Genomic DNA, 21812 nt, shown 5'->3' on the forward strand with positions numbered 1-21812 from the left:
GAATTGTGCGGGGGGAAACAGTGTTTTGCTACCCCCGGCGACAAGAAAATGTGTGTTTCCGGTTATTGTTATTTGCAATGTCATGGCAATGCCTCGCCTGGCGAATCATCCCTTGGGTTTGGGCGGCGCCTTGCGCGGTGGGCAGGCGTGTTTTTCCAGGTGTTCGATGATCAGCCCGGCGATGTCCTTGCCGGTCGCGGTCTCGATACCCTGAAGCCCGGGCGATGAGTTGACTTCCATGATAACCGGCCCGTGATTGGAACGCAGCAGGTCGACGCCGGCCACGCGCAAGCCCATGGCCTTGGCTGCGCGAATCGCCGTCGAACGTTCCTCGGGAGTGATGCGAATCACGCTGGCGCTGCCGCCACGGTGCAGATTGGAGCGGAATTCGCCTTCGGCGGCCTGGCGTTTCATCGACGCCACCACCTTGTCGCCAATCACCAAACAGCGAATATCGGCGCCCTTGGCCTCCTTGATGTATTCCTGAACCATGATGTTGGCTTTCATGCCCATGAAAGCCTGAATCACTGATTCGGCGGCCTGATTGGTTTCCGCCAGCACCACGCCGATGCCTTGGGTTCCTTCCAGCAGCTTGATCACCAGCGGCGCGCCCTTGACCATGGTGATCAAATCGGGAATGTCGTCGGGTGAGTGGGCGAAGCCGGTGATCGGCAAGCCGAGCCCCTTGCGCGAGAGCAGTTGCAGCGAGCGCAACTTGTCGCGTGAGCGGGTGATGGAAACGTTGTCGTTGAGCACATAGGTACTCATCATCTCGAACTGACGCAGCACCGCGCAGCCGTAGAAGGTCACCGAGGCGCCGATACGCGGGATCACCGCATCGAAGGGTTCGAGCTCGGCGCCTTTGTAGTGGATCGACGGACGATGGGAAGCGATGTTCATATAACAGCGCAGGGTGTCGACCACGCGCACGCTATGGCCACGGCTTTCTCCGGCCTCGATCAGGCGGCGAGTGGAGTACAGGTTGCGATTACGCGACAGCAGGGCGATGTGCATGGTTGTTCTCCGGCCAGGCGAAATGGGAAGCGTGGGTGTCAGGGTCAGGGCTCGCCATGCAGGAAGGCGGCACCGGGCGCCACCAGCAGCCGGCGCATGGCGCGGCGCCCGAGCAGCATCGGGTGGCGCATGTCGCGTCGGTCGGTGAGCGTCAATTCGACCGGGTAATCCAGCTCGCCGAGCCGCATGCGCGTGCGGATGACATAGCGCCACTGCGCCTGGCCGTTGGAGCTGGTGACCTTGCGACGGTCGTGCAAATGCATCCTGACGGGATGCACGGGACTGTCGGGACCACCGCCACGCGTCACGAAGCTGACCCACATGTGGCCATCTTCCTCGAAGGACTCGATATCCTCGGCGTGCAGCGCCGAGGTACGCGCGCCAGAGTCGGCTTTGCAGCACAGCGTCAGGCCGAGTTCCGGCAGGGTGACCATCTCGCGACGGCCGATGACCGCCTTGGCATGATAGGGCAGTGCTTTCATGATTCGAACACTCGGCTCAGCGATTCAATTCGGCTTGGCCAGATCGGCCAGACACCGGCCCACGGCGCCATCCGGCGCGGCTTGGCGCAGGCTCATCAGCAGTGGTAGACGCAGGCGCGGGATCAGCGCCAGATCGCGTACCACGATGGCAAAATCGGTACGTTCATCGTTGGCCAGCGCGTCGAGAAAGCGCGGCAGGCGTTCTGCGTCTTCGAGCTGGGCCCAGCCGCGCGCGGCAATGGCGGCCAGCAGGTCCGGGCCATGGGCCGGCGCATCGACGAGCAGCGTGTCGTACCAGGGGCCGACAATATCGCGTGCGCCCTGGCCGACGGCCCGCACGCAGGCGCACAACGTTTCGCTGTCACCGCGCAATACGGCCTGCTCGCCGCGCTCGGTCAGTGCCTGGCAGAGCGCTGGCGCTGGCTCGACATGCTCCAGACAGTGACATAACGCTCGTACGACTTCCACCGGGAGCGCCGGTAGTTGCGTGGCCAGCCGCCCGGCCTGCTTAGTGTCGTGGCGTATCGCGAAATCGGCAAGCCCCTGTAGCCCCAGTGCCTGCCATTGGCCCGACGTCGTCGAATCGCTGAGTTGCCCAGTGAGATAACCCTCGGCGAATTCCAGGTGTTCGCTGGCGCCGCGTTCCAGGTCAGCATTGGCACGCGCATGCAGTACGGCCCGCTGGGTCATGTCTGGCGTGAAGGCGAGTGGGTTGTCCTTCATAAGGTTGTCGATGCCAGCGCTGCCGGCAGTATCGCCAGCCTCATGCGTGCTACGCCCGAGCGTTTCCAACAGGCGCCGGAGAAAGGCGTCGCGCGGGGCGGGGTCGAGATGGCCTTGTTCATCCAGCGGCAGTGACAGGAACCAGATCAACGGATCGCCATCGGTGTCGCCGAGCTGGAAGACGCAGGCCAGTTGGGCGCGGCCCAGCCACGGGCGGGGCCAGGCGATCTCGCCGGCCTCGAAGTCCGCCAGTGTCGCGGCAGTGCAGGGCGTTACCTGCCTGCCCAGGGTATAGAAGCGCGTGTGCGCGCCGCTGCGCGCGAAAAAATCGCCAAGGGAGAGAATCGGTTGCATGACATCCTCACGTTCAGGCCGCGCACTGTAGCGTGTCGGTGGTGTTCTTTCCATGCTTGCGGTCCAGGCGCTGGTTAAAAAATGATCGCCTGACCCAAGCGACCATGGCCTGTGGGCAAGCGTGATTTTTCCCAAGCTTATCCACAGTCTCCTTCAAGAATTCTGTGAATCGCTCACAGCGTTTATCGTTATGCTGGAAATAGCCAGGTGCTATTAGCCAAAATAGGCTTGATTCTCTAAGCTATGTAACCAAACGGAATAAATGACTTTTCGATTATTCCTTTTCAATCAATCAACGGAGCATTGTCATGCTACGCACTCTTTCGCTTGCACTGTTTGCCGCCGTGCTGGGGCTGGGAAGCCAAGCTTATGCACAGACCCAGGATAATGACGATATCCTCAAGGTTGGCATGTCGGGGCGCTATTTCCCCTTCACCTTCGTCGAGCAGGACCAGTTGCAAGGCTTTGAAGTCGATGTGATGAAGGCCGTCGCCGAGCGTATCGGCGTCGACGTGAAATTCGTCACCGCCAACTTCTCGGGGCTGTTCGGCATGCTCGAATCCGGCCGCATCGATACCATCGCCAACCAGATCACACTGACCGAAGAGCGTCGCGAGGCCTACGCCTTTACTCAGCCGTACGTCTATGACGGCGCCCAGGTGGTGACGCGCGAAGGCAACGACGAGATCGAAGGGGTCGAGGACCTGCGTGGCAAGACGGTAGCGGTCAACCTGGGCTCCAACTTCGAGAACCTGCTGCGCGAACTGCCGTATGCCGATGAGATAGAGATTCGTACCTATGAGTCGAACCTCGAGCAGGATACCGCGCTGGGCCGTGTCGACGCCTTCGTCATGGACCGCGTCAGCGCCAGCCAGGTGATCAAGGAGAAGCCGCTACCGCTGGAATTGGCCGGCAAGCCGTTCTCCGAAATCCATAACGCCTTGCCGTTCCGCGATACCGAAGAAGGTCGCGCGATGCGGGACCGTGTCGATGCGGCGCTGACCGAGCTCAAGGAAGACGGTACCCTGGCCGCGATCTCCGAAGAGTGGTTCGGCAGCGACATTACCCAACCCTGAGCGCGTCCGTGGAGAGCTGAATGAACGTGCTCGATATCGACTACATGCTGGGGCTGGTGCCGGTTCTACTCGGCTACCTGCCCCTGACTCTGGAGATGGCCGTCGCCGGCATGCTGCTGGCGCTGGTGCTGGCCTGCCTGTTGGCGGTGGTGCGAGTCCTCGAGATTCCCGGACTCAATGCTTTCACGCTGCTGTTCATCTCCTTTTTTCGCGGTACGCCGCTGTTGGTTCAGCTATTCCTGTTCTATTACGGCCTGCCACAAATATTCAGCGTGCTGACCCAGATCAATGGCATCACCGCGACCATCATGGGGCTGACGCTGCACTTCTCGGCCTACATGGCCGAGTCGATCCGGGCCGCCATCGTCGGGGTCGACCGCAGCCAGACCGAAGCCGCGCTATCGGTCGGCATGACCAATGCCCAGTTGATGCGGCGTATCGTTCTGCCGCAGGCGACTCGCGTGGCCGTGCCGACCCTGATGAATTACTTCATCGACATCATCAAGGCGACCTCGCTGGCCTTCACCCTCGGCGTCACCGAATTGATGGGCGCGACGCAGAAGGAAGCGGCGGGTAGCTTCCTCTACTTCGAGGCCTTCATCACCGTGGCGATCATGTATTGGGGCATCGTCGAGCTGTTGTCGTGGGTACAGCGGCGTCTGGAAGCGCGCTTCAACGAGGCCTATCAACGATGATCGCTATTCAAGGACTGACCAAGCGTTTCGGCGATGCCACCGTGCTCGACGCTATCGATCTGAATATCGAGAGGGGTGAGATCATTGTGGTCATCGGCCCTTCGGGGACGGGCAAGTCGACACTGCTGCGTTGCGTTAATTTTCTCGAGCGGCCCAACGCGGGGCGCATTCAGGTCGGCGATCTGAGCGTCGATACCACGCGAGCTCGCAAGAAGGAGATTCTCGAACTGCGTCGCCGCACGGCGTTCGTGTTCCAGAACTACGCGCTGTTCGCCAACAAGACGGCGCTGGAGAATATCGCCGAGGGCCTGATCGTGGTAAACCGCTGGAGCAAGCCCAAGGCGCACGCCAGGGCGCGCGAGATCCTCGAGCGTATCGGTCTGGCCGACAAGGCCGATGCCTACCCGGCGTCGATGTCCGGCGGTCAGCAGCAACGCGTGGGTATCGGGCGGGCGATGGCCGCCCAGGCCGAGGTGATTCTGTTCGACGAGCCGACCTCATCGCTGGATCCCGAGTGGGTCGAAGAGGTGCTGGGCTTGATGAAGCAGTTGGCGTACGAACGCCAGACCATGCTGGTGGTCACTCACGAGATGGGTTTCGCTCGCGATGTCGCCGATCGGGTGCTGTTCATGGATGGAGGCCGGATCGTCGAGCAGGGCCCGCCGGAGGAGTTGTTCTCCAAACCCAAGGACGAACGCACGCGCAGTTTCCTGCGCAAGATATTGGCTAACCAGGTAGAGGTTCAACCATGATCGTGCACGACGAACTCGATCAGGCGCTGACCCGCCTCGAAGCGACGTTGCGCAGCGTCGACTTATGGAACACGCCCTATCCCGATGCCGAGGCTTTCGATAGCCAGGAGCCTTTCTGCGTGGATACCATGACGCTGCCGCAATGGCTGCGCTACGTGTTTATCGCCCGCTTGCGGGCACTGGTAGAAGGGCAGCGGCCACTGCCTGCGACTTGTCAGGTGGCGCCAGCCGCCGAAGCTTACCTGCAACACGCCAAGCCGAGCACGCGCCTGCTGGTGGTCGAAGCGATTGCCGATGTGGATCGCATCGTTACCCAAGGATAGGCGGATATTCCTGCATAAAAAAAACGCCGGGTACGTACCCGGCGTTGCTAACTAGCAAAAGGAACAGCAAAGTCGTTTAGAAGCTGAACGTCACGCCGCCGCCAACGATGATCGGGTCGATATCGGCCTCGTTGCTGACGCCGTTGAGGCTATAGTCGGCATCGAGGTTGGTATAGGAGGCAAAGCCGTTGAGCGCCAGGTTTTCGGTAACCATCAGGTCGACGCCCAACTCACCCTTGGGAGCCCAGGTGTTGTCGATGCTCAGGCCGTCGCTTTCACTCGAGAAGCGCGTGTAGTTGGCACCCACTCCGGCGTAAGGCTGAATGCGTGAGTCGAGACCGCCCAACGGATAGTACTGCACCATCAGGTCGAACGGCTGTTGCTCGAACTTACCACTGTAGGCATCCTGGTCGAATTCATGCTCGAATTCTTCGCCAGCGCCCAGGCTAATGGCCAGCTTGTCGTGAACCATGAACCCCAGGCTGCCGACGAAGCCGTTCTCGTTACTGAGCATGCCCTCGGCATCGCCCTCGGGATTGACCTTGGCGATACCGCCACGAACCAGCACGTCACCTGCCTCATAGGCCAAGGCAGCCTGAGATGCGGCGAAGGTGCTACCGGCGATGATGGCGGCGGAAAGCAGTTTGATCTTGGTCATGAGAGTTCTCCTTGAAACGAATCCGGAACATCCGGTGTGACGGTATTGCCAGTTGCCAACACTTTAAAGGAAACAGTGTTTTTTTACTGTGATTGGCAGTATAGGAAACGCTGTTCGCAATGTCTCGTTAAATTTTGTTATTAGACCAATGGGTAATGACTGTCTTTCACTATCGCTAATGAACGTGGCGCCAGGCGGGCGATGAGGTTTAGCGCTTTGTGGCTGGGCAAGCTTTACTGGAAGGACGACCGCGATAGGAGTCCGAACGATGATGGAGACGCAACGCTGGTATGGACAGGGCGCGCAACTGGTATCGCTGGGGGCGTCGGTGCTATTGGCGATATGGTTATTGGTCAGGCCCGAGGCAATCGGTGGGCTGGCGCTCGGTTGGCGGTTACCGGTGTGGGCGCTCGGCGTGTGGGCGCTAGGGGCGGGCTTCTATCACGGCATGGGGCTGGCAGGGCTGCGCACGGGATGGTCACGCGTGCTACTGGGAGCACCGTTGTGCTGGTTATTGCTGATGCTGCTGTTTATTTTGATGCTGGTGCGCAGTTGGCTAGGCTAGAAATACATCAGGCCGTATATTCGCAGGCAGTATAAAGGGCTCCCGCAGGAGCCCTTTGACTACCTTGAATGCCTAATGCGCACTCTTTTAGCGAGCGATTTGCTGATATTCACCCGCATCGGCAGTAACACTGCTCACTACCAGGATGGCAATGAAGGAGGCGATGAAACCAGGAATGATCTCGTACACACCGGGCCCGCCCATGAACTCTGCGTTCCAGCCCAGTAAAATCCAGATCATGACGGTGGCGGCACCCACAACCATACCCGCGATGGCACCGGCGCCGTTGGTGCGCGACCACATCAGCGACAGGATGATTAGCGGTCCGAACGCCGCACCAAAGCCTGCCCAGGCGTTACTGACCAGTCCCAGAACCTGAGAGTTCGGATCAGATGCAATGACGGCCGCAACCAAACCAACCAGTACGACACTAATCCGGCCTACGCCGACTCTCTCCTTTTCCGTAGCCTCTTTACGCAGGAACAGGCGGTAGAAGTCCTCGGTCAGTGATGAAGACGCCACCAGAAGCTGGCTGGAAATGGTGCTCATGATCGCAGCAAGCAGTGCAGCATAGAGGAAACCGGTGATCAGCGGGTGGAACAGCAGATTCGCCAGGATGATAAAGATCGTTTCCGGATCCTGGACATCCAGACCATTACGGATCGCATAGGCCCGGCCGAACAAACCCAGAGAGACCGCACCGATCAGGGAGATGAGCATCCAGCTCATGCCGATGTTACGGGCAACAGGAACATCCTTGAGAGACCGGATGGCCATGAAGCGCACGATGATGTGCGGCTGCCCGAAATAACCCAGCCCCCAGGTCACCGCAGACAACCAGCCGATAAAGGTCAGCCCCTCCGTCCACGATAGTAGCGTGGGATCGACTTCATTCAGGGTCTGTGAAGCCTGAGCGAAACCGCCGCCACCTTCGCCAAAGATCACAACCGCCGGCATGATCACCAGTGCCAGCATCATGATGCAGCCTTGCACGAAGTCCGTCATGCTCACGGCCAGGAAGCCGCCGACGACTGTATAGGCAAGTACCACGCCTAGTGTGATGATGATGCCCGCCGCGTAGTCGCTCAGGCCGCCAATGTTGATGACTCCGGCAAACGCGCTTTCGAACAACTTACCGCCTGCAACTAGGCCTGATGCCGTGTAAACCGCGAAGAAGACAACGATGACGATAGCGGATACCGTTCTCAGCGACATTGCCTGAGTCGGGAACCGGTTTGCCAGGAATGCTGGAATGGTTATCGCATTACCATAGTGAACCGTCTGTTCGCGAAGGCGTGGAGCGACCAGAATCCAGTTGAAAAGCGCACCCACGAGAAGGCCGATACCGATCCAGGCCGAACCCAAACCAGATACAAACATGGCCCCGGGCAAACCCAGCAGCAACCAGCCGCTCATGTCCGAAGCGCCGGCCGACAGGGCCGCCACTTGTGGGCTGAGGGCTCGGCCACCCAGCATGTAATCTTCAGACGTGGACGTCGATGTGCGCATAGCATAAAGGCCGATGGCGATCATGAGCGCAAAGTAAGCAATAAGACTGATCCAAACACCAATAGCCATAAAAACGTCTCCAGTTTATTAGGCCGGACGCAGCTCCGGCAGGTTGTTGGTACCGGCTAGAACGCCTATGGCGAGCACACGATCAGGGAGAGTGCGACCGTGAGGCCTAGGGTGGCGTTATTTTTAACCATGAGGAACTTCCTTCAGTTTATTGTCGTTAATGACGAGTGGAGATCACTCGTCTCCCAGCGCAAGCAGTGACGCGTTGCCGCCGAGGGCGGCGGTATTGATCGTAAGCGTCTTCTCGGTAGCAAAGCGTAACAGATAATGCGGTCCACCGGCCTTGGGCCCGGTGCCTGAAAGCCCTTGGCCGCCGAAGGGTTGCACTCCGACCACGGCACCGATGATATTGCGGTTTACATAGACGTTACCCATGCGAATCTTGCGCGCGATGGCGTCGGCAAACGACTCGTTACGGCTATGCACGCCGAATGTCAGGCCATATTGCTTGGCATTGATCGTGTCGATGATGCGGTCGATCTCGGCGGCCTTGAAGCGCACGATGTGGAGTATCGGCCCGAACTGTTCGCTTTGTAGGGCATCGATGCCGTCGATCTCGAATGCCGTGGGCGCGATGAAGGTGCCATGCGCGGTCTGCGCCGGGTCGAGCACCGTCTCGCCGATCAGGCGGCCTTCGCCCTTGAGTTTGTCGATATGCGCCTGCAGGTTCTGGCGGGCTTCATCGTCGATGACCGGGCCGACATCGGTGCCCAGGTCGCGCGGGTCGCCGACGCTGAGTTCGGCCATCGCGCCCTTGAGAATCTCGATCACACGATCGGCGACGTCATCCTGCAGGAACAGCACGCGCAATGCCGAACAACGCTGGCCGGCGCTCTGGAACGATGAACTGATGACATCGGCGACGACCTGCTCCGGCAGGGCGGTGGAGTCGACGATCATCGCGTTGAGGCCGCCGGTCTCGGCGATCAGGGCCGGCAGTGCGGCGCCTTCGCGCGCGGCGAGTGCGCGGTTGATGACCTGCGCAGTATCGGTGGAGCCGGTGAAGGCCACGCCGGTGATGCGCGGGTCGCTGGAGAGCACGCTACCCACGGTGGGACCGTCGCCGGGCAGCAACTGGACCACATCGCGGGGCATGCCGGCTTCGTACAGCAGCTCGACGACGCGGTGAGCGACCAGCGAGGTCTGCTCGGCGGGTTTGGCCAGCACGCTGTTGCCGGATACCGCGGCGGCGACCATCTGGCCGCAGAAGATCGCCACCGGGAAGTTCCACGGACTGATGGTCGCGAACACGCCCTTGCCGCCCATCATCAACTGATTGGACTCGCCGGTGGGGCCGGGCAGCGTGGTGGCCTCGCCGAACAGCTCGCGGGCACGATTGGCGTAGTAACGGCAGAAATCCACGGCTTCGCGGATCTCGTCGACGCCATCGGTAAGCAGCTTGCCACCCTCGCGCGAACATAGCGTCATCAGTTCGGCCATGTGGCTTTCCATCAACTCGGCGAAACGCTCGAGTATCAGGGCGCGTTCTTCGACCGGCGTGGCTTCCCAGCGCGGAAAGGCGGCCCAGGCGGCATCGACGGCTTTTTCGGCTTGCTCGCGGGTGGTCCACTGTACGCTACCCACCAATTGCCTCGTGTCGTAGGGGTTGCGCACCTCGTGGCGATTCGCCGGTTCGTCGCTTACCTCGAAGGCCAGAAGCGGCCCCACGTGATGCTCTTTATCCATGAACTGCGCCATGGCATCGATGAGCGGTTGGTACTGACTGTCGATGTTCAAATTGACTCCCTGCGAGTTCCTGCGGGTCGAGCCGTAGATGTCCTTGGGCAAGGGTATTCCCGCATTGGTATAGCTTTTGTACTGCCGTAATGTCTCTACCGGATGCACGCACAGCGACTCCACCGGTACCTTGGGATCGACGAGTTGGTGAACGAACGAGGAGTTGGCGCCGTTCTCGAGCAGGCGACGCACCAGATAGGGCAGCAGATCCTTGTGGGCTCCCACCGGGGCATAGATGCGGCAGTAGGTGCCTTGCGGCGCACGTTTCAGCGCGGCGTCGTAGAGCGCCTCGCCCATGCCATGCAGGCGCTGGAACTCAAAGGGGCGGTTGACGTCGTTGGCTATCTCGAGAATCGCGCTGATGGTATGGGCATTGTGAGTGGCAAACTGCGGGAATATCCGGCTGCGGGTGTTTTCCGAGAGCAGGAAGTAGGCGCAGACCAGATAGGCGACATCGGTATTGGCCTTGCGGGTGAACACCGGGTAGCCGTCGACGCCGAGCTGTTGGGATTCCTTGATCTCGGTATCCCAGTAGGCGCCTTTCACCAGGCGCACGGGAATCTCGTCGCCCTGGATGTCCGCCAGGCGGGTGATGTAATGCAATGCCGGCAGGGCGCGCATGGAATAGGCCTGCACGACCAGCCCGAAATGCCCCCAGCCCCGGCAGACATCGCTTTCGTAGACGGCGCGGAAGACTTCCAGCGACAGTTCGAGACGGTCGACTTCCTCGGCGTCGATGGTGATCGCCACATTGCGCTCGCGGGCCAGGGCGGTGAGTTGCTTGACGCTGTCGACCAGTTCGATGAGAACCTGGCTGCGGCGACCGAACTCATAGCGCGGATGCAATGCCGACAGCTTGATCGAGATCGAGGGGGCCGGCGTCTTGTCGTCGAGCGCCTTGCTGGTTGCACCGACCCGCTCGATGGCATGCGCGTAGTCGTCGAAGTAGCGACCCGCATCGTCACGTGTGCGTGCGGCCTCGCCGAGCATGTCGTAGGAGTAGGTATAGCCCTTGTCGAACAGCGGCTTGGAGCGCTTCAGGGCCTCGTCCACGGTGCGCCCGAGAACGAACTGCTTGCCCATGATCTTCATCGCCTGGTACATGGCGCTGCGGATCACCGGCTCACCCATGCGATTCGTCAACTTGTTGATGAAGCTGGCTGGCTTGCCATCCTGAGGCTTGTCCATCTGGACGACGCGACCGGTCATCAGCAGGCCCCAGGTCGAGGCATTGACGAACCACGACTCGCTCTGGCCCAGATGCGACTTCCAATCGGCCGGGCCCAGCTTGTCCTCGATCAAAGCATCGGCAGTCGCCTTGTCGGGAATGCGCAGCATGGCTTCCGCCAAGCACATCAGCATCAGCCCCTCGTGGGTATCGAGGCTGTACTGCTGAAGCAACTCATCGATGGAATCCACGGCGGTGTCCATATCGCGGACTTCGCGAACCAACTCGGCCGTTTTTGCCGCGACACGCTTGAAATCCTCTTCGCCGGCTTGCAGGAAGTCGACGAACTCACCGACGAAGCTGTCCTCGTCGACGATGTAATGTTCACTCACGCGTTTGAGCAGGGTATCCGGATCCTGTTGCCAGATGGCGGTATCCAGCATGGTCTTGGCGTTAAGCATATGAAGGACCCCATTGTTGGGTGGAGACTCGGGCGCTCGATGGTTTCATCGACGCGCATGTCGGGCGACAGCGCGGAGTACGATCGGCGACCCCAAGGCTCGATGGACGTTCCGTGATGCGCTGAATTTAGGTTGCGAGACGCTGAAGCGTCTTGCCATTTCCTAGGACAGTTTTGTCGAAAACCCGGAAGTTTCGTGAAAACGATCAAAAAATTAGACGTTGGTCTAACATTTGCTACTCGAAAGAGACGGTAAGGGAGGAGGGCCATCGCCGGCCAGGATGGGGTTGCGCCTGAGTTGGCTGGGCGGATGACCGAAAGCACGCCGGAAGGCGTGCGACAAGGCGCTCTGATTGGCGAAGCCGGTATGTGCCGCCACTTCACTGAGAGGCAGGCGCGATGCGGTGAGCAGGTCGCGCGCCGCAGTGAGGCGCTGGCGCAGCAGGTACTGATAGGGGGTAATGCCGGCCTGTGCACGGAAGCATTCGCTGAAATGCGCTTCGCTCAGGCAGGCCTGGCGGGCCAGGTCGGCGACGCTCAAACGTTTCGCCAGGTTGCGCTGAATGAAACGATCCAGCTCGGCGAGATCCAGGCGGCGGGCCTGGAGCGATGGTGTTTCGAGATTCAGACGCGAGTGCAGGCAACCGAGAAACGTCGCCGCCAGTAGATCGCCCTGGGCATGACGCGGTTGAGCAAGCTCCTGAACCAGGAAGTTGAGGTAGACCCGCAGTGGATCGTCGAGGGCGAAAAAGCGCGGCGCATCGAACAGCCGGGCCATCTCGCGATGCGTGCCCGAAAGTGAAGGTGCGTCATCGGGCAAATCGAAGATCAGTTGGCGATTGGTGCCCACGCCTTCGTAGTAATGCACGTGGTTGGCGGGCACGATACAGCCGGTGAGGGGAGCGATGCCGCCGCCCAACCCTTCGATCTCGAATTCGGCATGTCCCGACAGGCCGATCACGATCTGGTGGAACTCGTGGGCGTGATGCTTGATGGCGTTGTCGAGTGGCGTCAGGCGAATTGCACTGGTCATGTCGCGACCTCGTGACGACAGAAGGCCCTATTGTAAGCCGCCAGACCGCCAATGGCTAAATTCTCTGCCTATTGTGCAACGTAGCCCTACAGCCAGCCGATTGCGCGGCACGGCGTGCTCTTCGTGATGCCTCGAAGCTATCGGGCATTGACCATGCAAAAAATACCGCCCGAACGAATCGGGCGGTATTGGCTATCGTGAAGGCGTGAAACGACGTTACATGTCTTCGTCCATTTCCTCGTGGCTGGCGGAGTCCTTGCCTGCCATGCCTTCCTGATCGGTGGTGCTGATCGGCGCATCGTCTTCCATGCCCGTGCCCTCATGCTCCATGCCCATGGCGCTATCCTCTTCGGCCATGGCGTCGTGATCCATATCTTCCTCGATCATCTCGTGATTGGCGGAGTCCTTGCCCGCCACGCCTTCCTGATCGGTGGTGCTGACCGGTGCATCATCTTCCATGCTCTGCATGTCCTCGGATTCAGCCAAGGCCACACCGGAAAGCGCGAATGTCGTCATGCCAATGAAAATGAGCTTTGAAACGGTAGAGTGCATGTTCATGTCCATGTCCTTACTCCTGTCATCCATGTTAGGGAAGGTGTATGCCATCTATTTCTACTGAAATCCTCTTCAAGGCACACTTCATTTGTAGAAGCTGTGTATAAGTTATGCAAGCCGGGAACTCTGACTCGCTAATGCTTACGACTCCCCCGCATGCGCACGAGTTCCTTTCTTCCTATGCGATCGGGATAGCCGTGGCTAGTGGGGGCTGAGCTTGTCGCTCGGCTCGGGGTACTTTTCCCGCAGCCTGGCGACGCAGAGGCGTAACTCGGCCAGATGGCATTCCATGCGGGCATTGGATTGCTTCAGTCTGACGGTCGCTTCCTGGAGCCTGCGATTGGCATCCTGCAGGCGCTCGATCGGTGCGTACGGATCTTCCTGCGCACCGTGCAACGATGCCATTAGGCTCGCGAATGAATGCCTTGAAGGGAGATGATCGTATAACATGACCCACCTCGTGCGCCGTGCAATTTGTAACACAGCGTAACAGTTCTTTCCGGCGTCTCGTAGAATGGAAATAACCGGCTAGGCGGGGGTAGAGGGGTCATATTCCATGACCGATTTGCGTACCGTCGCCAAGTAATAAAGTAGTAGCTCGGGACAGCAAGGGACAGTGGAGCGGGCAACGAGACCGACCGGGTGGCGCTCCGCCGGGCTGGCGTTCCAGCTCGCGACCCTGTCATGCACTGAAATGGAATGTGGAGCGGGCAACGAGATTCGAACTCGCGACCCTCAGCTTGGGAAGCTGATGCTCTACCAACTGAGCTATGCCCGCTCGGCGAGCCGATAGTAATGAATTCGGCGCTGTCATGGCAAGCACGCCATCGTCAGGCACGCGATACACCGCCCGCCATGAACCGCGCCATGCCCCTGCCCAAGCGGGGGTAGGGGGCATCCACAGAGTTGGAAAAAGCCGATCACAAAGAAATTTTAACTTTTTGGGGAGAATTCTCGATGTAGCGCGGTCACAACCATGCAAGCGCAAATTTTCATGCAGTCGCTGAAGATTGCGTCTTTGCTTACTGCATTCGATCCCTTGCCGCCGCGCTCCGTCGCGGCGGTTTTTTTGCATGTGTCGGGCGAGAAACACCATCAACTGCCTCGCATGGAGAGTAGCGCGCTGAGAATATCGCGACGCGTGACGATCCCCACCAGTCGCTGTTGCTCGACCACCGGATAGACCTTGGGTTTGGTGCCCAGCATTTCCTGGGCCAGATCGGTAATGCTCTTGTTGGGCGTGACCGTGAGGACCTCATGGCGCATCAGCTCCCGTACCAGCGCGGGTTGATCGCAGTGGTAGGCGCTGTCGAGCAGCTTGCCCAGCACATCCTGCTCGGAGATGAAGCCGATCAGGTGATCGTGTTCGTCGACTACCGGCGCTCCGGGCAGGCGATGCAATGCCAGGCCGGCAACCAGCTTGGCGACCGAGTCGGTCGCGGTTACCCGAAAACAATCCCGCGACATGATATCGCGAACGCTGGTCAACAAGTGGGTGGGCATGATGAGTCTCCTTTCAGACAAACTCGCACGATTTCAGCATAGTGCAGTCTCACGCTGGCGATTGACGGGGCTCATCGCGGCTCGACCTACGTGGCCCGACCTACGCGGCTCGACCTACGCGGCTCGACCTGAAACCAACGTAGGGCAGGCTAGTCTAAAATCACAGGTTTGATTGACTCCCTAATGAGCGCCATTGCGCGGAGGTGGCTAATGGATGCACGCGATTACCTGGCCAGGAAAGGCCTTGTGCTGGAAAAGGATGAGGACAAGCCGCAGACCCTGGAAGAACTGGCCTGGTCGCGAGCTATCGAGGCCGGTAACCAGCGGCCGCGTAGCGGTACGCCGCATGACTGGGAAGACTGGGAGCGTTATCACGGCAAACTGGCCGAAGGTTCCGACAAGCTGACTCGAAAAATCGATACCAGGGCCCGCCGTGATGAAGGCGAGCGTTGAAAACGCGGATTCGAACACCCATCTTTCTGAGCAGCCGCACCATCGACAAGGAGTTTTTCAATGGATGTGATTCGTATCATCTTCGCCATTTTGTTGCCGCCCGTGGGGGTGTTCCTGCAGGTCGGGTTCGGGTTGCATTTCTGGCTCAATATCCTGCTGACGTTACTCGGCTACATTCCCGGCATCATTCACGCCATCTGGATCATCGCCCGGCGCTGATCGGCTAAGGAACGCTTCATGAATCCAGAGGCTCCGCTATTGGTGAGATAGTGGAGCCTCTTTGCGTTTACGCATGCCGTGGCCTGGGTGCGTTCACGACGATAGCGCCTCGGACTGTTCGCGCAGGCGCTTGTAGAGTGTCGTGCGGCTAATGCCCAGTTCTCGCGCCAACGCGGAGCGATTGCCACGATGCTCGGCGAGGCGCTCCTTGAGGCTGGCGTTCGATGTCGACAGGGGAGCCATGGTGGGTGTCGGATGCAACGATGACACGCCGGATATTGGCGGGAATGAGGGCGCGAATGAGGGCACCACGTCGGCTACCAACAGATTGGCCGGTAAATGATGCAGCGCCAGTGTTGGGCCATCGGCCATGGCCAAACTCACGCGTAGTACATTTTCCATTTCGCGAATGTTGCCCGGCCAAGGCTGGCGAACCAGCCAGTCCATCAGTTCGGGCGTGGGCGTTGGGATAATGCCCGCGCCCTGCTCGCCAGCGGCTTGCTCGGCGTTGACCTGATTGGTCAGCACGACGTGAATCAGCGCATGGATATCCTCGCGTTCGCGCAGTGGCGGCAGCATCAACTCGACACCGGCAAGGCGGTAATAAAGATCGGCGCGAAAGCGTCCGGCGGCTATTTCCTGGGCCAGCGGACGGTGGGTAGCAGCGATCACTTCGATATCCACCGGATAGGACTCGCCACCGCCCAGCGGTGTCACCCGGCGTTCCTGCAATACGCGCAGCAAACGCGCCTGCACGCCGAGCGGCATGTCGCCGATCTCGTCGAGAAACAGCCGGCCGCCATTGGCTTCGCGCAGGCGCCCGATATTACCGCGCGGATCGGCACCGGTGAAGGCGCCGCGCACATAGCCGAACAGCTCGGCCTCGACCAGGTCGCCGGGAATCGCCGCGCAGTTGATGGCGACCAATGGCTGTTCGGCGCGTTGGCTTGCGGCGTGCAACGCCTTGACGAAGACTTCCTTGCCGGTACCGGTCTCGCCATGAATGAGCATGGCAATGCCGCGATCCTTGAGCCGCGAGGCCAGCATGATCGACTGATGCAGGCGCGGGTCGCCGAGGTCGAGCCTCTGCAGTGGTGAGGCCGCCGCCGCCCGCGAGCCCCGCGACGGTGGCGATTCGAGGCGGCAATGGCAGTGGTAGCGTCCGGCGAAGCGCAGCGTCAAGCCGCTTTCGACGCTGGATATCGTCTCCTGCCACCTTGCATCGCACAGCGACTCGAAGCGCCGCCCACGATCATGCTCGCTATCCAGCCCAAGCAGCCAGCGGGCGCGTGTATTGCTGGCCGCGAGTCGCCCCAGGGCATCGAAGATCAGTAGCCCCGAACGTGGGCTGTCGAGGTTGTCGCGACTGGAGTTGAAGGTCAGACGGTAATGGTCGTGGCGATAAAAGTTGATCAGGCGGCGGTTTTCGATCTGCATCGATAACACCTGCAACAGTCCGCTATGGCGGTGGGTGCGGTCGCGATAGGGATCGCTTATCAGCGCCAGACAGCCATCGATGATTCCATGCGGTGTCTTCAGCGGTACCGCGAAGCCCGCCAGGTGCTGCATTTGTTCGCAGGCATGTTCGCCGGCGATGACATCGATCGCCCCGCGCTCGACCAGGCAGGTGCCGATGGCATTGCAACCGCTATGCGCTTCATTCCAGTTGGCGCCGGGCATCAACCAATCCCCTTGGGCCGCGGGCATCAGTTGAGCATCGCCCCAGCGCTTGACGATCACGCCGTCGCGGTCGGCCAGCAGCAAACAGCATTGCCAGTGGCGCAGCATGTCGCCGACCTCGGCGATCACTCCCTGCTCGAGTAATGACAAAAGTGACTGCATGGCCGCCAGGCGCTGGGCAGTATCGACATCCGCGCAACGTTCGGGTCGCCATTGGCGGTCGCTACCGGCGCGGCGCTGGAAGGCGCGAGTCACATGCTGGCGGTGCGTTTTATTGTTGATAGCGGTCTCGCGCATGTGGGTTGTTCCCTGAAAACAATCGACATATGTTCGTTTTCGAACAAGAGTTGTTCACTCTTGACTGTCAATTAGTGTTCATTGGTTGTCCAGTCAAGCGTAGCGCGATTGTTCAGAAATACGCTTATACCAAAGTCTATCTATAATTTAATTTCATATTAATCAGTTAGTTGTGATTTTAATCTCGTCTCGTCGAAGAGCGTTGATCGGAGCTGGCACGGCGTTCGCTAGTGAATCCTAGAAATGTGCGAACACGAAAGGAAGCTGGCGATCCATGTCCCTGACACTCGAAAACATCGACCGCACCGTGCGTGGCGAAAGGCATATCGCCGATGCCAGCCTGTCCCTGGCATCGGGTTCCTTCAACGTGCTGCTGGGCCACACCTTGTCCGGCAAGACCACGCTGATGCGGCTGATGGCGGGGCTGGATTCGCCGAACAGCGGCCGCGTATTGCTCAACGGCCAGGTCATGACCGACGTGCCGGTGCGCAAGCGTAACGTCTCGATGGTCTATCAGCAGTTCATCAACTATCCCACGCTAAGTGTTTTCGACAATATCGCCTCGCCACTGAGGCTCGCTAAGCTGGCCAAGCCCGAAATCGTTCGGCGGGTCGAGGAAACCGCCAGCATGCTGCGCATCGAGCACCTGCTCGGGCGCTATCCACAGGAGCTGTCGGGCGGCCAGCAGCAGCGCACCGCCATGGCCAGGGCGCTGGTCAAGGACGCCGACCTGGTGCTGTTCGACGAGCCGTTGGTCAATCTCGATTACAAGCTGCGCGAAGAACTGCGCCTGGAGATGCGCAAGCTGTTTCGTACGCGCAATACCGTGGCGGTGTATGCCACCACCGAACCGGCCGAGGCGCTGGCGCTGGGCGATACCACCACGCTGCTGCATGAGGGACGCATCTTGCAGAGCGGCCCCAGCGATGCGGTGTTTCATCGCCCCGAGACCCTCGAAGCGGCGTCGCTGTTCGGCGAGCCACCGATCAACCTGATGGAGGTCGAGGTACGCGGCAGCGAGTTGCTCATCGGCAGTACGGCCTTTCCCCTGCCACGCCAACTGGAATCACTCGACGATGCCCCGTATCGCCTGGGCATGCGCCCCAGCCATCTGGGGCTGGCACCGGTCGGCGACGACGACCTGGAGTTTCGCATGGCCGTGGGCGTCGCCGAGATCAGCGGTTCCGAGACCTTCCTACATGTCAATAACGACGTTCATGAGCTGGTGCTGCATCTGGGCGGCATTCACGACTTCGCCGTGGATAGCGAGATTCGCGTCTACGCGCCCTGTCACAAGTTGTTCGTGTTCGATGCCGACGGCGATCTCATGCATGCACCCAGCCAACCCTTTTCACGAGCCTGAGCGAGAGAACCATGGCGGAAATTCGTCTTGATCGACTGGCGCACAGCTACTCGGCTCGCCCCGGCGGCCCCGAGGATTATGCGATACGCCGGGTGGATCATGTCTGGGAGCAGGGCGGCGCCTATGCGCTGCTTGGGCCTTCGGGCTGCGGCAAGAGCACCCTTTTGAATATCATTTCGGGGCTGCTCGAACCCTCGGAAGGCAAGGTAATGTACGACGGCCAGGAGGTGAATGCGCTTTCGCCCCAACAGCGCAACATCGCCCAGGTTTTCCAGTTTCCGGTGATCTACGACACCATGACCGTCCACGACAATCTGGCCTTTCCGCTGCGCAATCAGCGTCAGCCGGCGGCCAAGATCGCGGACAAGGTCAAGGAGGTTGCCGAGGCGCTGGAGATCGCTCATCTACTGCATCGCAAGGCCAGCAACCTGACCGCCGACGAGAAGCAGAAAGTCTCGATGGGCCGCGGTCTGGTGCGTGACGACGTCGCGGCGATCCTGTTCGACGAGCCGCTGACCGTCATCGACCCGCAATTGAAATGGCGCCTGCGCCGCAAGCTCAAGCAGATTCACGAGCGCTTCAACATCACCATGGTCTACGTGACCCACGATCAGCTCGAGGCTTCGACCTTCGCCGACAAGATCGCGGTCATGTACGAGGGCCAGATCGTGCAATTCGGCACGCCGCGCGAGCTGTTCGAGAATCCCGCGCACACCTTCGTCGGCTATTTCATCGGCAGCCCCGGCATGAACCTGTTCGAGGTCGAGTTGACCACCGACGGCGTGCGCCTGGCGGGGGTCGATCTGCGGCTTTCACCGGCGGTGCGCAACGCGCTTGAGGTGCATGCCGGGCAACGCCTGAAGCTGGGTATTCGTCCCGAGTTCGTGCAACTCGTCGAGCCCGGCGAGTCGGCGCTGCATGCCACGCTCGATCTGGTTCAGGACCTGGGCACCTACAAGGTGCTCGACCTGCAACTGGGCACGACGGATACCAAGGCGATCAAGGCTCGCATCGAAGAGGACCACGTGGTGCCGCAAGGCGAGGTTGGGCTGATATTCCCCGAGCGATGGACCAAGTTCTACGCCGACGACTTCCTGGTGGAGATACATGATGGACAAGATTCACAACAATAAAGCCTGGCTGCTGGTACTCCCGGTTTTCGCGCTGGTGGCGTTCAGCGCAATCGTACCGCTGATGACGGTGGTCAATTACTCGGTGCAGGACATTTTCGGCCCCAACAACCGCTACTTCGTGGGTACCGAGTGGTTCAGCCAACTCCTGCGCGACCCGCTGCTGCACAATTCATTGCTTCGCCAGTTCGGCTTCTCGTTCAGCGTCCTGGCCATCGAGATTCCGCTGGGTATCGTCATTGCGCTGTCGATGCCGCGACGTGGCCTCGGCGTACCGACCTGTCTGATTCTATTGTCGCTGCCGCTGCTGATTCCGTGGAACGTGGTCGGCACCATCTGGCAGATCATCGGGCGTGGGGATATCGGGCTCTATGGTTGGGCGCTCAATGAAGTGGGTATCGACTACAACTACGCCGCCAACCCGACGGATGCCTGGATCACCGTGCTGATCATGGATGTCTGGCACTGGACCTCGCTGGTGGCACTGCTGTGCTATTCGGGGCTGCGTGCGATTCCCGACGTCTACTACCAGGCCGCGCGCATCGATCGTGCCTCGCACTGGGCGGTGTTCCGTTATATCCAGTTGCCCAAGCTCAAGAACGTGCTGCTGATCGCCGTGATGCTGCGCTTCATGGATAGCTTCATGATCTACACCGAGCCCTTCGTGCTGACCGGTGGCGGCCCGGGGACCAGCACCACCTTCCTCAGCCAGACGCTGACCAAGATGGCCGTGGGCCAGTTCGACATCGGCCGTGCCGCCGCCTTCTCGCTGATCTATTTCCTGATCATCCTGCTGGTCACCTGGCTGTTCTACACCGCCATGACTCACACCGACGACAAGGCCTGAGGTGCGCGATGAAAACCCGCAAGCTGCTGGTGCTATTCATTTATCTGGTGTTCGTGCTGGTGCCGATCTACTGGCTGGTCAACATGTCGTTGAAGTCCAACCGGGAAATCCTCAGTAGCCTGACGCTATGGCCGGACACGCTCACCCTCGACAATTACCGGGTCGTCCTTACCGATCCGACCTGGTACATGACCTATCTCAACTCGTTGAGTTACGTCACCATGAACATGGTGATTTCGCTGGCGGTGGCGCTGCCTGCGGCCTATGCCTTCTCACGCTATCGCTTTCTCGGCGACAAGCACATGTTCTTCTGGCTGCTGACCAACCGCATGGCGCCACCGGCGGTATTCCTGCTGCCGTTCTTCCAGTTGTACTCCTCGATAGGCCTGTTCGATACCACGATCGCCGTGGCGCTGGCCCACTGCCTGTTCAACGTGCCACTGGCGGTGTGGATTCTCGAAGGCTTCATGTCGGGCGTGCCCAAGGAAATCGATGAGACGGCATATATCGATGGCTACAGCTTTCCGCGCTTCTTCATTCGCATCTTCATTCCGTTGATTCGCCCGGGTATCGGCGTCGCGGCGTTCTTCTGCTTCATGTACTCGTGGGTCGAGTTGCTGTTGGCGAGCACGCTGACCTCGGTGAGTGCCAAGCCGATCGTGGTGCAGATGACCAGCACTATCTCGGCCGCAGGCATCGATTGGGGACTGCTCGCCGCCGCCGGGGTAGTGGCGCTGCTGCCCGGTATCGCGGTGATCTACTTCGTTCGCAACCATGTGGCCAAGGGCTTCGCGCTCGGCCGGGTATAAGCCGCTCGGAGCCGGGTATCGATAAACCATGCACCACTCACGCAGCGACAAGGGGACAAGACATGGAATGGATGGCATGGACATTGCCGACGGCGATCTTCTTCATCGTCATCGGTCTGATTCTGGTCGGCATGACGGTCTGGCAGATGGTAACGCCAGGCGTCAAGCGCCGAGGTTTTCTGCCGATTTCGACGACTCGTGGAGATCGACTGTTCATCACTCTGCTGGCTGCCGGTTACGGGCATCTGATGTTGCTTGGCTTGACCGTTTGGCCACTTTGGATCGCCACGCTCGCTAGCGTGGTGGCGTTCGTCATCATCATGAAATGGGGGTAACGC

23 protein-coding genes and 1 tRNA gene are annotated in these 21812 nt (G+C 60.0%); 12 read left to right on the forward strand and 12 right to left on the reverse strand.

All coding sequences use genetic code 11. The features are described 5' to 3' along the window. Positions 1-105: 105 nt before the first annotated feature. The 3 genes from rimK to BLR92_RS15535 are packed head-to-tail and all read right to left on the reverse strand — an operon-like array spanning position 106 to position 2573. On the reverse strand, positions 106-1014 hold the full coding sequence (gene rimK, locus BLR92_RS15525; protein WP_089730192.1) for a 30S ribosomal protein S6--L-glutamate ligase: 909 nt from the start codon (positions 1012-1014) through the stop codon (positions 106-108). Positions 1015-1058: 44 nt separating this feature from the next. Then, positions 1059-1496 (reverse strand): ATP-dependent zinc protease family protein, encoded by a 438-nt coding sequence (locus BLR92_RS15530; protein WP_089730193.1) that lies wholly within the window; start codon positions 1494-1496, stop codon positions 1059-1061. Between the two features lie 24 nt (positions 1497-1520). Then, entirely contained in the window at positions 1521-2573 is a 1053-nt protein-coding gene (locus tag BLR92_RS15535; RefSeq protein ID WP_089730194.1) for a DUF3549 family protein, read from the reverse strand. A gap of 308 nt (positions 2574-2881) precedes the next feature. Between BLR92_RS15535 and BLR92_RS15540 the strand changes: the two genes are divergently transcribed. Genes BLR92_RS15540 through BLR92_RS15555 form a run of 4 tightly spaced genes read left to right on the forward strand, consistent with a single transcriptional unit; the run spans position 2882 to position 5419 of the window. Further along, entirely contained in the window at positions 2882-3649 is a 768-nt protein-coding gene (locus tag BLR92_RS15540; RefSeq protein ID WP_089730195.1) for an amino acid ABC transporter substrate-binding protein, read from the forward strand. Between the two features lie 20 nt (positions 3650-3669). Further along, entirely contained in the window at positions 3670-4344 is a 675-nt protein-coding gene (locus BLR92_RS15545) for an amino acid ABC transporter permease (protein ID WP_089730196.1), read from the forward strand. Then, positions 4341-5096: an amino acid ABC transporter ATP-binding protein gene (locus BLR92_RS15550; protein ID WP_089730197.1), complete on the forward strand. Its 756-nt coding sequence runs from the start codon at positions 4341-4343 to the stop codon at positions 5094-5096. Before BLR92_RS15545 ends, BLR92_RS15550 begins: the two co-directional genes overlap by 4 nt. After that, a complete protein-coding gene (locus tag BLR92_RS15555; protein WP_089730198.1) occupies positions 5093-5419 on the forward strand; it encodes a YqcC family protein in 327 nt (108 codons plus the stop codon). Before BLR92_RS15550 ends, BLR92_RS15555 begins: the two co-directional genes overlap by 4 nt. A gap of 76 nt (positions 5420-5495) precedes the next feature. Here the strand turns inward: BLR92_RS15555 and BLR92_RS15560 are convergent, their stop codons facing one another. Then, positions 5496-6077, reverse strand: a complete 582-nt coding sequence (locus BLR92_RS15560) for an OmpW/AlkL family protein (protein ID WP_089730199.1) — start codon at positions 6075-6077, stop codon at positions 5496-5498. 268 nt (positions 6078-6345) lie between these two features. Here BLR92_RS15560 and BLR92_RS15565 point away from each other — a divergent pair, with 268 nt between their 5' ends. Further along, positions 6346-6642 carry a hypothetical protein gene (locus BLR92_RS15565; protein ID WP_089730200.1) on the forward strand — a complete coding sequence of 99 codons (297 nt, stop codon included), beginning with the start codon at positions 6346-6348 and terminating at the stop codon, positions 6640-6642. Between the two features lie 87 nt (positions 6643-6729). On the opposite strand, the gene putP is transcribed toward BLR92_RS15565, so the two are convergent. The 7 genes from putP to BLR92_RS15600 form a co-directional block, all read right to left on the reverse strand. Then, positions 6730-8220, reverse strand: a complete 1491-nt coding sequence (putP, locus tag BLR92_RS15570) for a sodium/proline symporter PutP (protein WP_089730201.1) — start codon at positions 8218-8220, stop codon at positions 6730-6732. A gap of 174 nt (positions 8221-8394) precedes the next feature. Further along, positions 8395-11586, reverse strand: coding sequence for a bifunctional proline dehydrogenase/L-glutamate gamma-semialdehyde dehydrogenase PutA (putA, locus tag BLR92_RS15575; RefSeq protein WP_089730202.1), 3192 nt, complete (start codon positions 11584-11586; stop codon positions 8395-8397). Positions 11587-11811: 225 nt separating this feature from the next. After that, the gene (locus BLR92_RS15580) at positions 11812-12618 is read right to left on the reverse strand and encodes an AraC family transcriptional regulator (protein ID WP_089730203.1); all 807 of its coding nucleotides are present in this window, start codon (positions 12616-12618) and stop codon (positions 11812-11814) included. Between the two features lie 216 nt (positions 12619-12834). Then, on the reverse strand, positions 12835-13176 hold the full coding sequence (locus BLR92_RS15585; protein ID WP_139171612.1) for a hypothetical protein: 342 nt from the start codon (positions 13174-13176) through the stop codon (positions 12835-12837). A gap of 198 nt (positions 13177-13374) precedes the next feature. Then, positions 13375-13578, reverse strand: a complete 204-nt coding sequence (locus tag BLR92_RS15590; protein ID WP_089730205.1) for a hypothetical protein — start codon at positions 13576-13578, stop codon at positions 13375-13377. Between the two features lie 297 nt (positions 13579-13875). Next, positions 13876-13951: transfer RNA gene (locus BLR92_RS15595), tRNA-Gly, on the reverse strand. Between the two features lie 317 nt (positions 13952-14268). Further along, complete coding sequence (locus BLR92_RS15600) at positions 14269-14676, reverse strand: CBS domain-containing protein (protein WP_089730206.1); 408 nt, start codon at positions 14674-14676, stop codon at positions 14269-14271. A 210-nt stretch (positions 14677-14886) separates the two neighbouring features. On the opposite strand from BLR92_RS15600, the gene BLR92_RS15605 reads away from it, so the two are divergent. Further along, positions 14887-15129: a hypothetical protein gene (locus BLR92_RS15605; protein ID WP_089730207.1), complete on the forward strand. Its 243-nt coding sequence runs from the start codon at positions 14887-14889 to the stop codon at positions 15127-15129. 60 nt (positions 15130-15189) lie between these two features. Continuing rightward, positions 15190-15348: a YqaE/Pmp3 family membrane protein gene (locus BLR92_RS15610; RefSeq protein WP_089730208.1), complete on the forward strand. Its 159-nt coding sequence runs from the start codon at positions 15190-15192 to the stop codon at positions 15346-15348. Positions 15349-15441: 93 nt separating this feature from the next. On the opposite strand, the gene BLR92_RS15615 is transcribed toward BLR92_RS15610, so the two are convergent. Beyond that, positions 15442-17325 (reverse strand): sigma-54-dependent Fis family transcriptional regulator, encoded by a 1884-nt coding sequence (locus tag BLR92_RS15615; protein WP_089730285.1) that lies wholly within the window; start codon positions 17323-17325, stop codon positions 15442-15444. Positions 17326-17599: 274 nt separating this feature from the next. Here BLR92_RS15615 and BLR92_RS15620 point away from each other — a divergent pair, with 274 nt between their 5' ends. The 5 genes from BLR92_RS15620 to BLR92_RS15640 all read left to right on the forward strand — a co-directional run bounded on the left by BLR92_RS15620 (position 17600) and on the right by BLR92_RS15640 (position 21809). Next, positions 17600-18688: an ABC transporter ATP-binding protein gene (locus BLR92_RS15620; protein ID WP_089730209.1), complete on the forward strand. Its 1089-nt coding sequence runs from the start codon at positions 17600-17602 to the stop codon at positions 18686-18688. An 11-nt stretch (positions 18689-18699) separates the two neighbouring features. Next, the gene (locus BLR92_RS15625) at positions 18700-19821 is read left to right on the forward strand and encodes an ABC transporter ATP-binding protein (protein WP_089730210.1); all 1122 of its coding nucleotides are present in this window, start codon (positions 18700-18702) and stop codon (positions 19819-19821) included. Then, entirely contained in the window at positions 19799-20665 is an 867-nt protein-coding gene (locus BLR92_RS15630) for a carbohydrate ABC transporter permease (RefSeq protein WP_089730211.1), read from the forward strand. The genes BLR92_RS15625 and BLR92_RS15630 overlap by 23 nt, the downstream gene beginning before the upstream one ends. An 8-nt stretch (positions 20666-20673) precedes the next feature. Continuing rightward, positions 20674-21474, forward strand: a complete 801-nt coding sequence (locus BLR92_RS15635; RefSeq protein ID WP_089730212.1) for a carbohydrate ABC transporter permease — start codon at positions 20674-20676, stop codon at positions 21472-21474. Positions 21475-21536: 62 nt separating this feature from the next. Next, entirely contained in the window at positions 21537-21809 is a 273-nt protein-coding gene (locus BLR92_RS15640) for a DUF2160 domain-containing protein (RefSeq protein WP_089730213.1), read from the forward strand. The last annotated feature ends 3 nt before the right edge of the window (positions 21810-21812 follow it).

Source organism: Modicisalibacter muralis (assembly GCF_900102945.1).
Taxonomy (GTDB): domain Bacteria; phylum Pseudomonadota; class Gammaproteobacteria; order Pseudomonadales; family Halomonadaceae; genus Modicisalibacter; species Modicisalibacter muralis.

Excerpts from the sequence above, each read along its gene's own strand:
- rimK (WP_089730192.1), bottom strand. The coding sequence starts at position 1,014 with ATGCACATCGCCCTGCTGTCGCGTAATCGCAACCTGTACTCCACTCGC.
- BLR92_RS15530 (WP_089730193.1), bottom strand. The coding sequence starts at position 1,496 with ATGAAAGCACTGCCCTATCATGCCAAGGCGGTCATCGGCCGTCGCGAG.
- BLR92_RS15535 (WP_089730194.1), bottom strand. The coding sequence starts at position 2,573 with ATGCAACCGATTCTCTCCCTTGGCGATTTTTTCGCGCGCAGCGGCGCG.
- BLR92_RS15540 (WP_089730195.1), top strand. The coding sequence starts at position 2,882 with ATGCTACGCACTCTTTCGCTTGCACTGTTTGCCGCCGTGCTGGGGCTG.
- BLR92_RS15545 (WP_089730196.1), top strand. The coding sequence starts at position 3,670 with ATGAACGTGCTCGATATCGACTACATGCTGGGGCTGGTGCCGGTTCTA.
- BLR92_RS15550 (WP_089730197.1), top strand. The coding sequence starts at position 4,341 with ATGATCGCTATTCAAGGACTGACCAAGCGTTTCGGCGATGCCACCGTG.
- BLR92_RS15555 (WP_089730198.1), top strand. The coding sequence starts at position 5,093 with ATGATCGTGCACGACGAACTCGATCAGGCGCTGACCCGCCTCGAAGCG.
- BLR92_RS15560 (WP_089730199.1), bottom strand. The coding sequence starts at position 6,077 with ATGACCAAGATCAAACTGCTTTCCGCCGCCATCATCGCCGGTAGCACC.
- BLR92_RS15565 (WP_089730200.1), top strand. The coding sequence starts at position 6,346 with ATGATGGAGACGCAACGCTGGTATGGACAGGGCGCGCAACTGGTATCG.
- putP (WP_089730201.1), bottom strand. The coding sequence starts at position 8,220 with ATGGCTATTGGTGTTTGGATCAGTCTTATTGCTTACTTTGCGCTCATG.
- putA (WP_089730202.1), bottom strand. The coding sequence starts at position 11,586 with ATGCTTAACGCCAAGACCATGCTGGATACCGCCATCTGGCAACAGGAT.
- BLR92_RS15580 (WP_089730203.1), bottom strand. The coding sequence starts at position 12,618 with ATGACCAGTGCAATTCGCCTGACGCCACTCGACAACGCCATCAAGCAT.
- BLR92_RS15585 (WP_139171612.1), bottom strand. The coding sequence starts at position 13,176 with ATGAACATGCACTCTACCGTTTCAAAGCTCATTTTCATTGGCATGACG.
- BLR92_RS15590 (WP_089730205.1), bottom strand. The coding sequence starts at position 13,578 with ATGGCATCGTTGCACGGTGCGCAGGAAGATCCGTACGCACCGATCGAG.
- BLR92_RS15600 (WP_089730206.1), bottom strand. The coding sequence starts at position 14,676 with ATGCCCACCCACTTGTTGACCAGCGTTCGCGATATCATGTCGCGGGAT.
- BLR92_RS15605 (WP_089730207.1), top strand. The coding sequence starts at position 14,887 with ATGGATGCACGCGATTACCTGGCCAGGAAAGGCCTTGTGCTGGAAAAG.
- BLR92_RS15610 (WP_089730208.1), top strand. The coding sequence starts at position 15,190 with ATGGATGTGATTCGTATCATCTTCGCCATTTTGTTGCCGCCCGTGGGG.
- BLR92_RS15615 (WP_089730285.1), bottom strand. The coding sequence starts at position 17,325 with ATGCGCGAGACCGCTATCAACAATAAAACGCACCGCCAGCATGTGACT.
- BLR92_RS15620 (WP_089730209.1), top strand. The coding sequence starts at position 17,600 with ATGTCCCTGACACTCGAAAACATCGACCGCACCGTGCGTGGCGAAAGG.
- BLR92_RS15625 (WP_089730210.1), top strand. The coding sequence starts at position 18,700 with ATGGCGGAAATTCGTCTTGATCGACTGGCGCACAGCTACTCGGCTCGC.
- BLR92_RS15630 (WP_089730211.1), top strand. The coding sequence starts at position 19,799 with ATGGACAAGATTCACAACAATAAAGCCTGGCTGCTGGTACTCCCGGTT.
- BLR92_RS15635 (WP_089730212.1), top strand. The coding sequence starts at position 20,674 with ATGAAAACCCGCAAGCTGCTGGTGCTATTCATTTATCTGGTGTTCGTG.
- BLR92_RS15640 (WP_089730213.1), top strand. The coding sequence starts at position 21,537 with ATGGAATGGATGGCATGGACATTGCCGACGGCGATCTTCTTCATCGTC.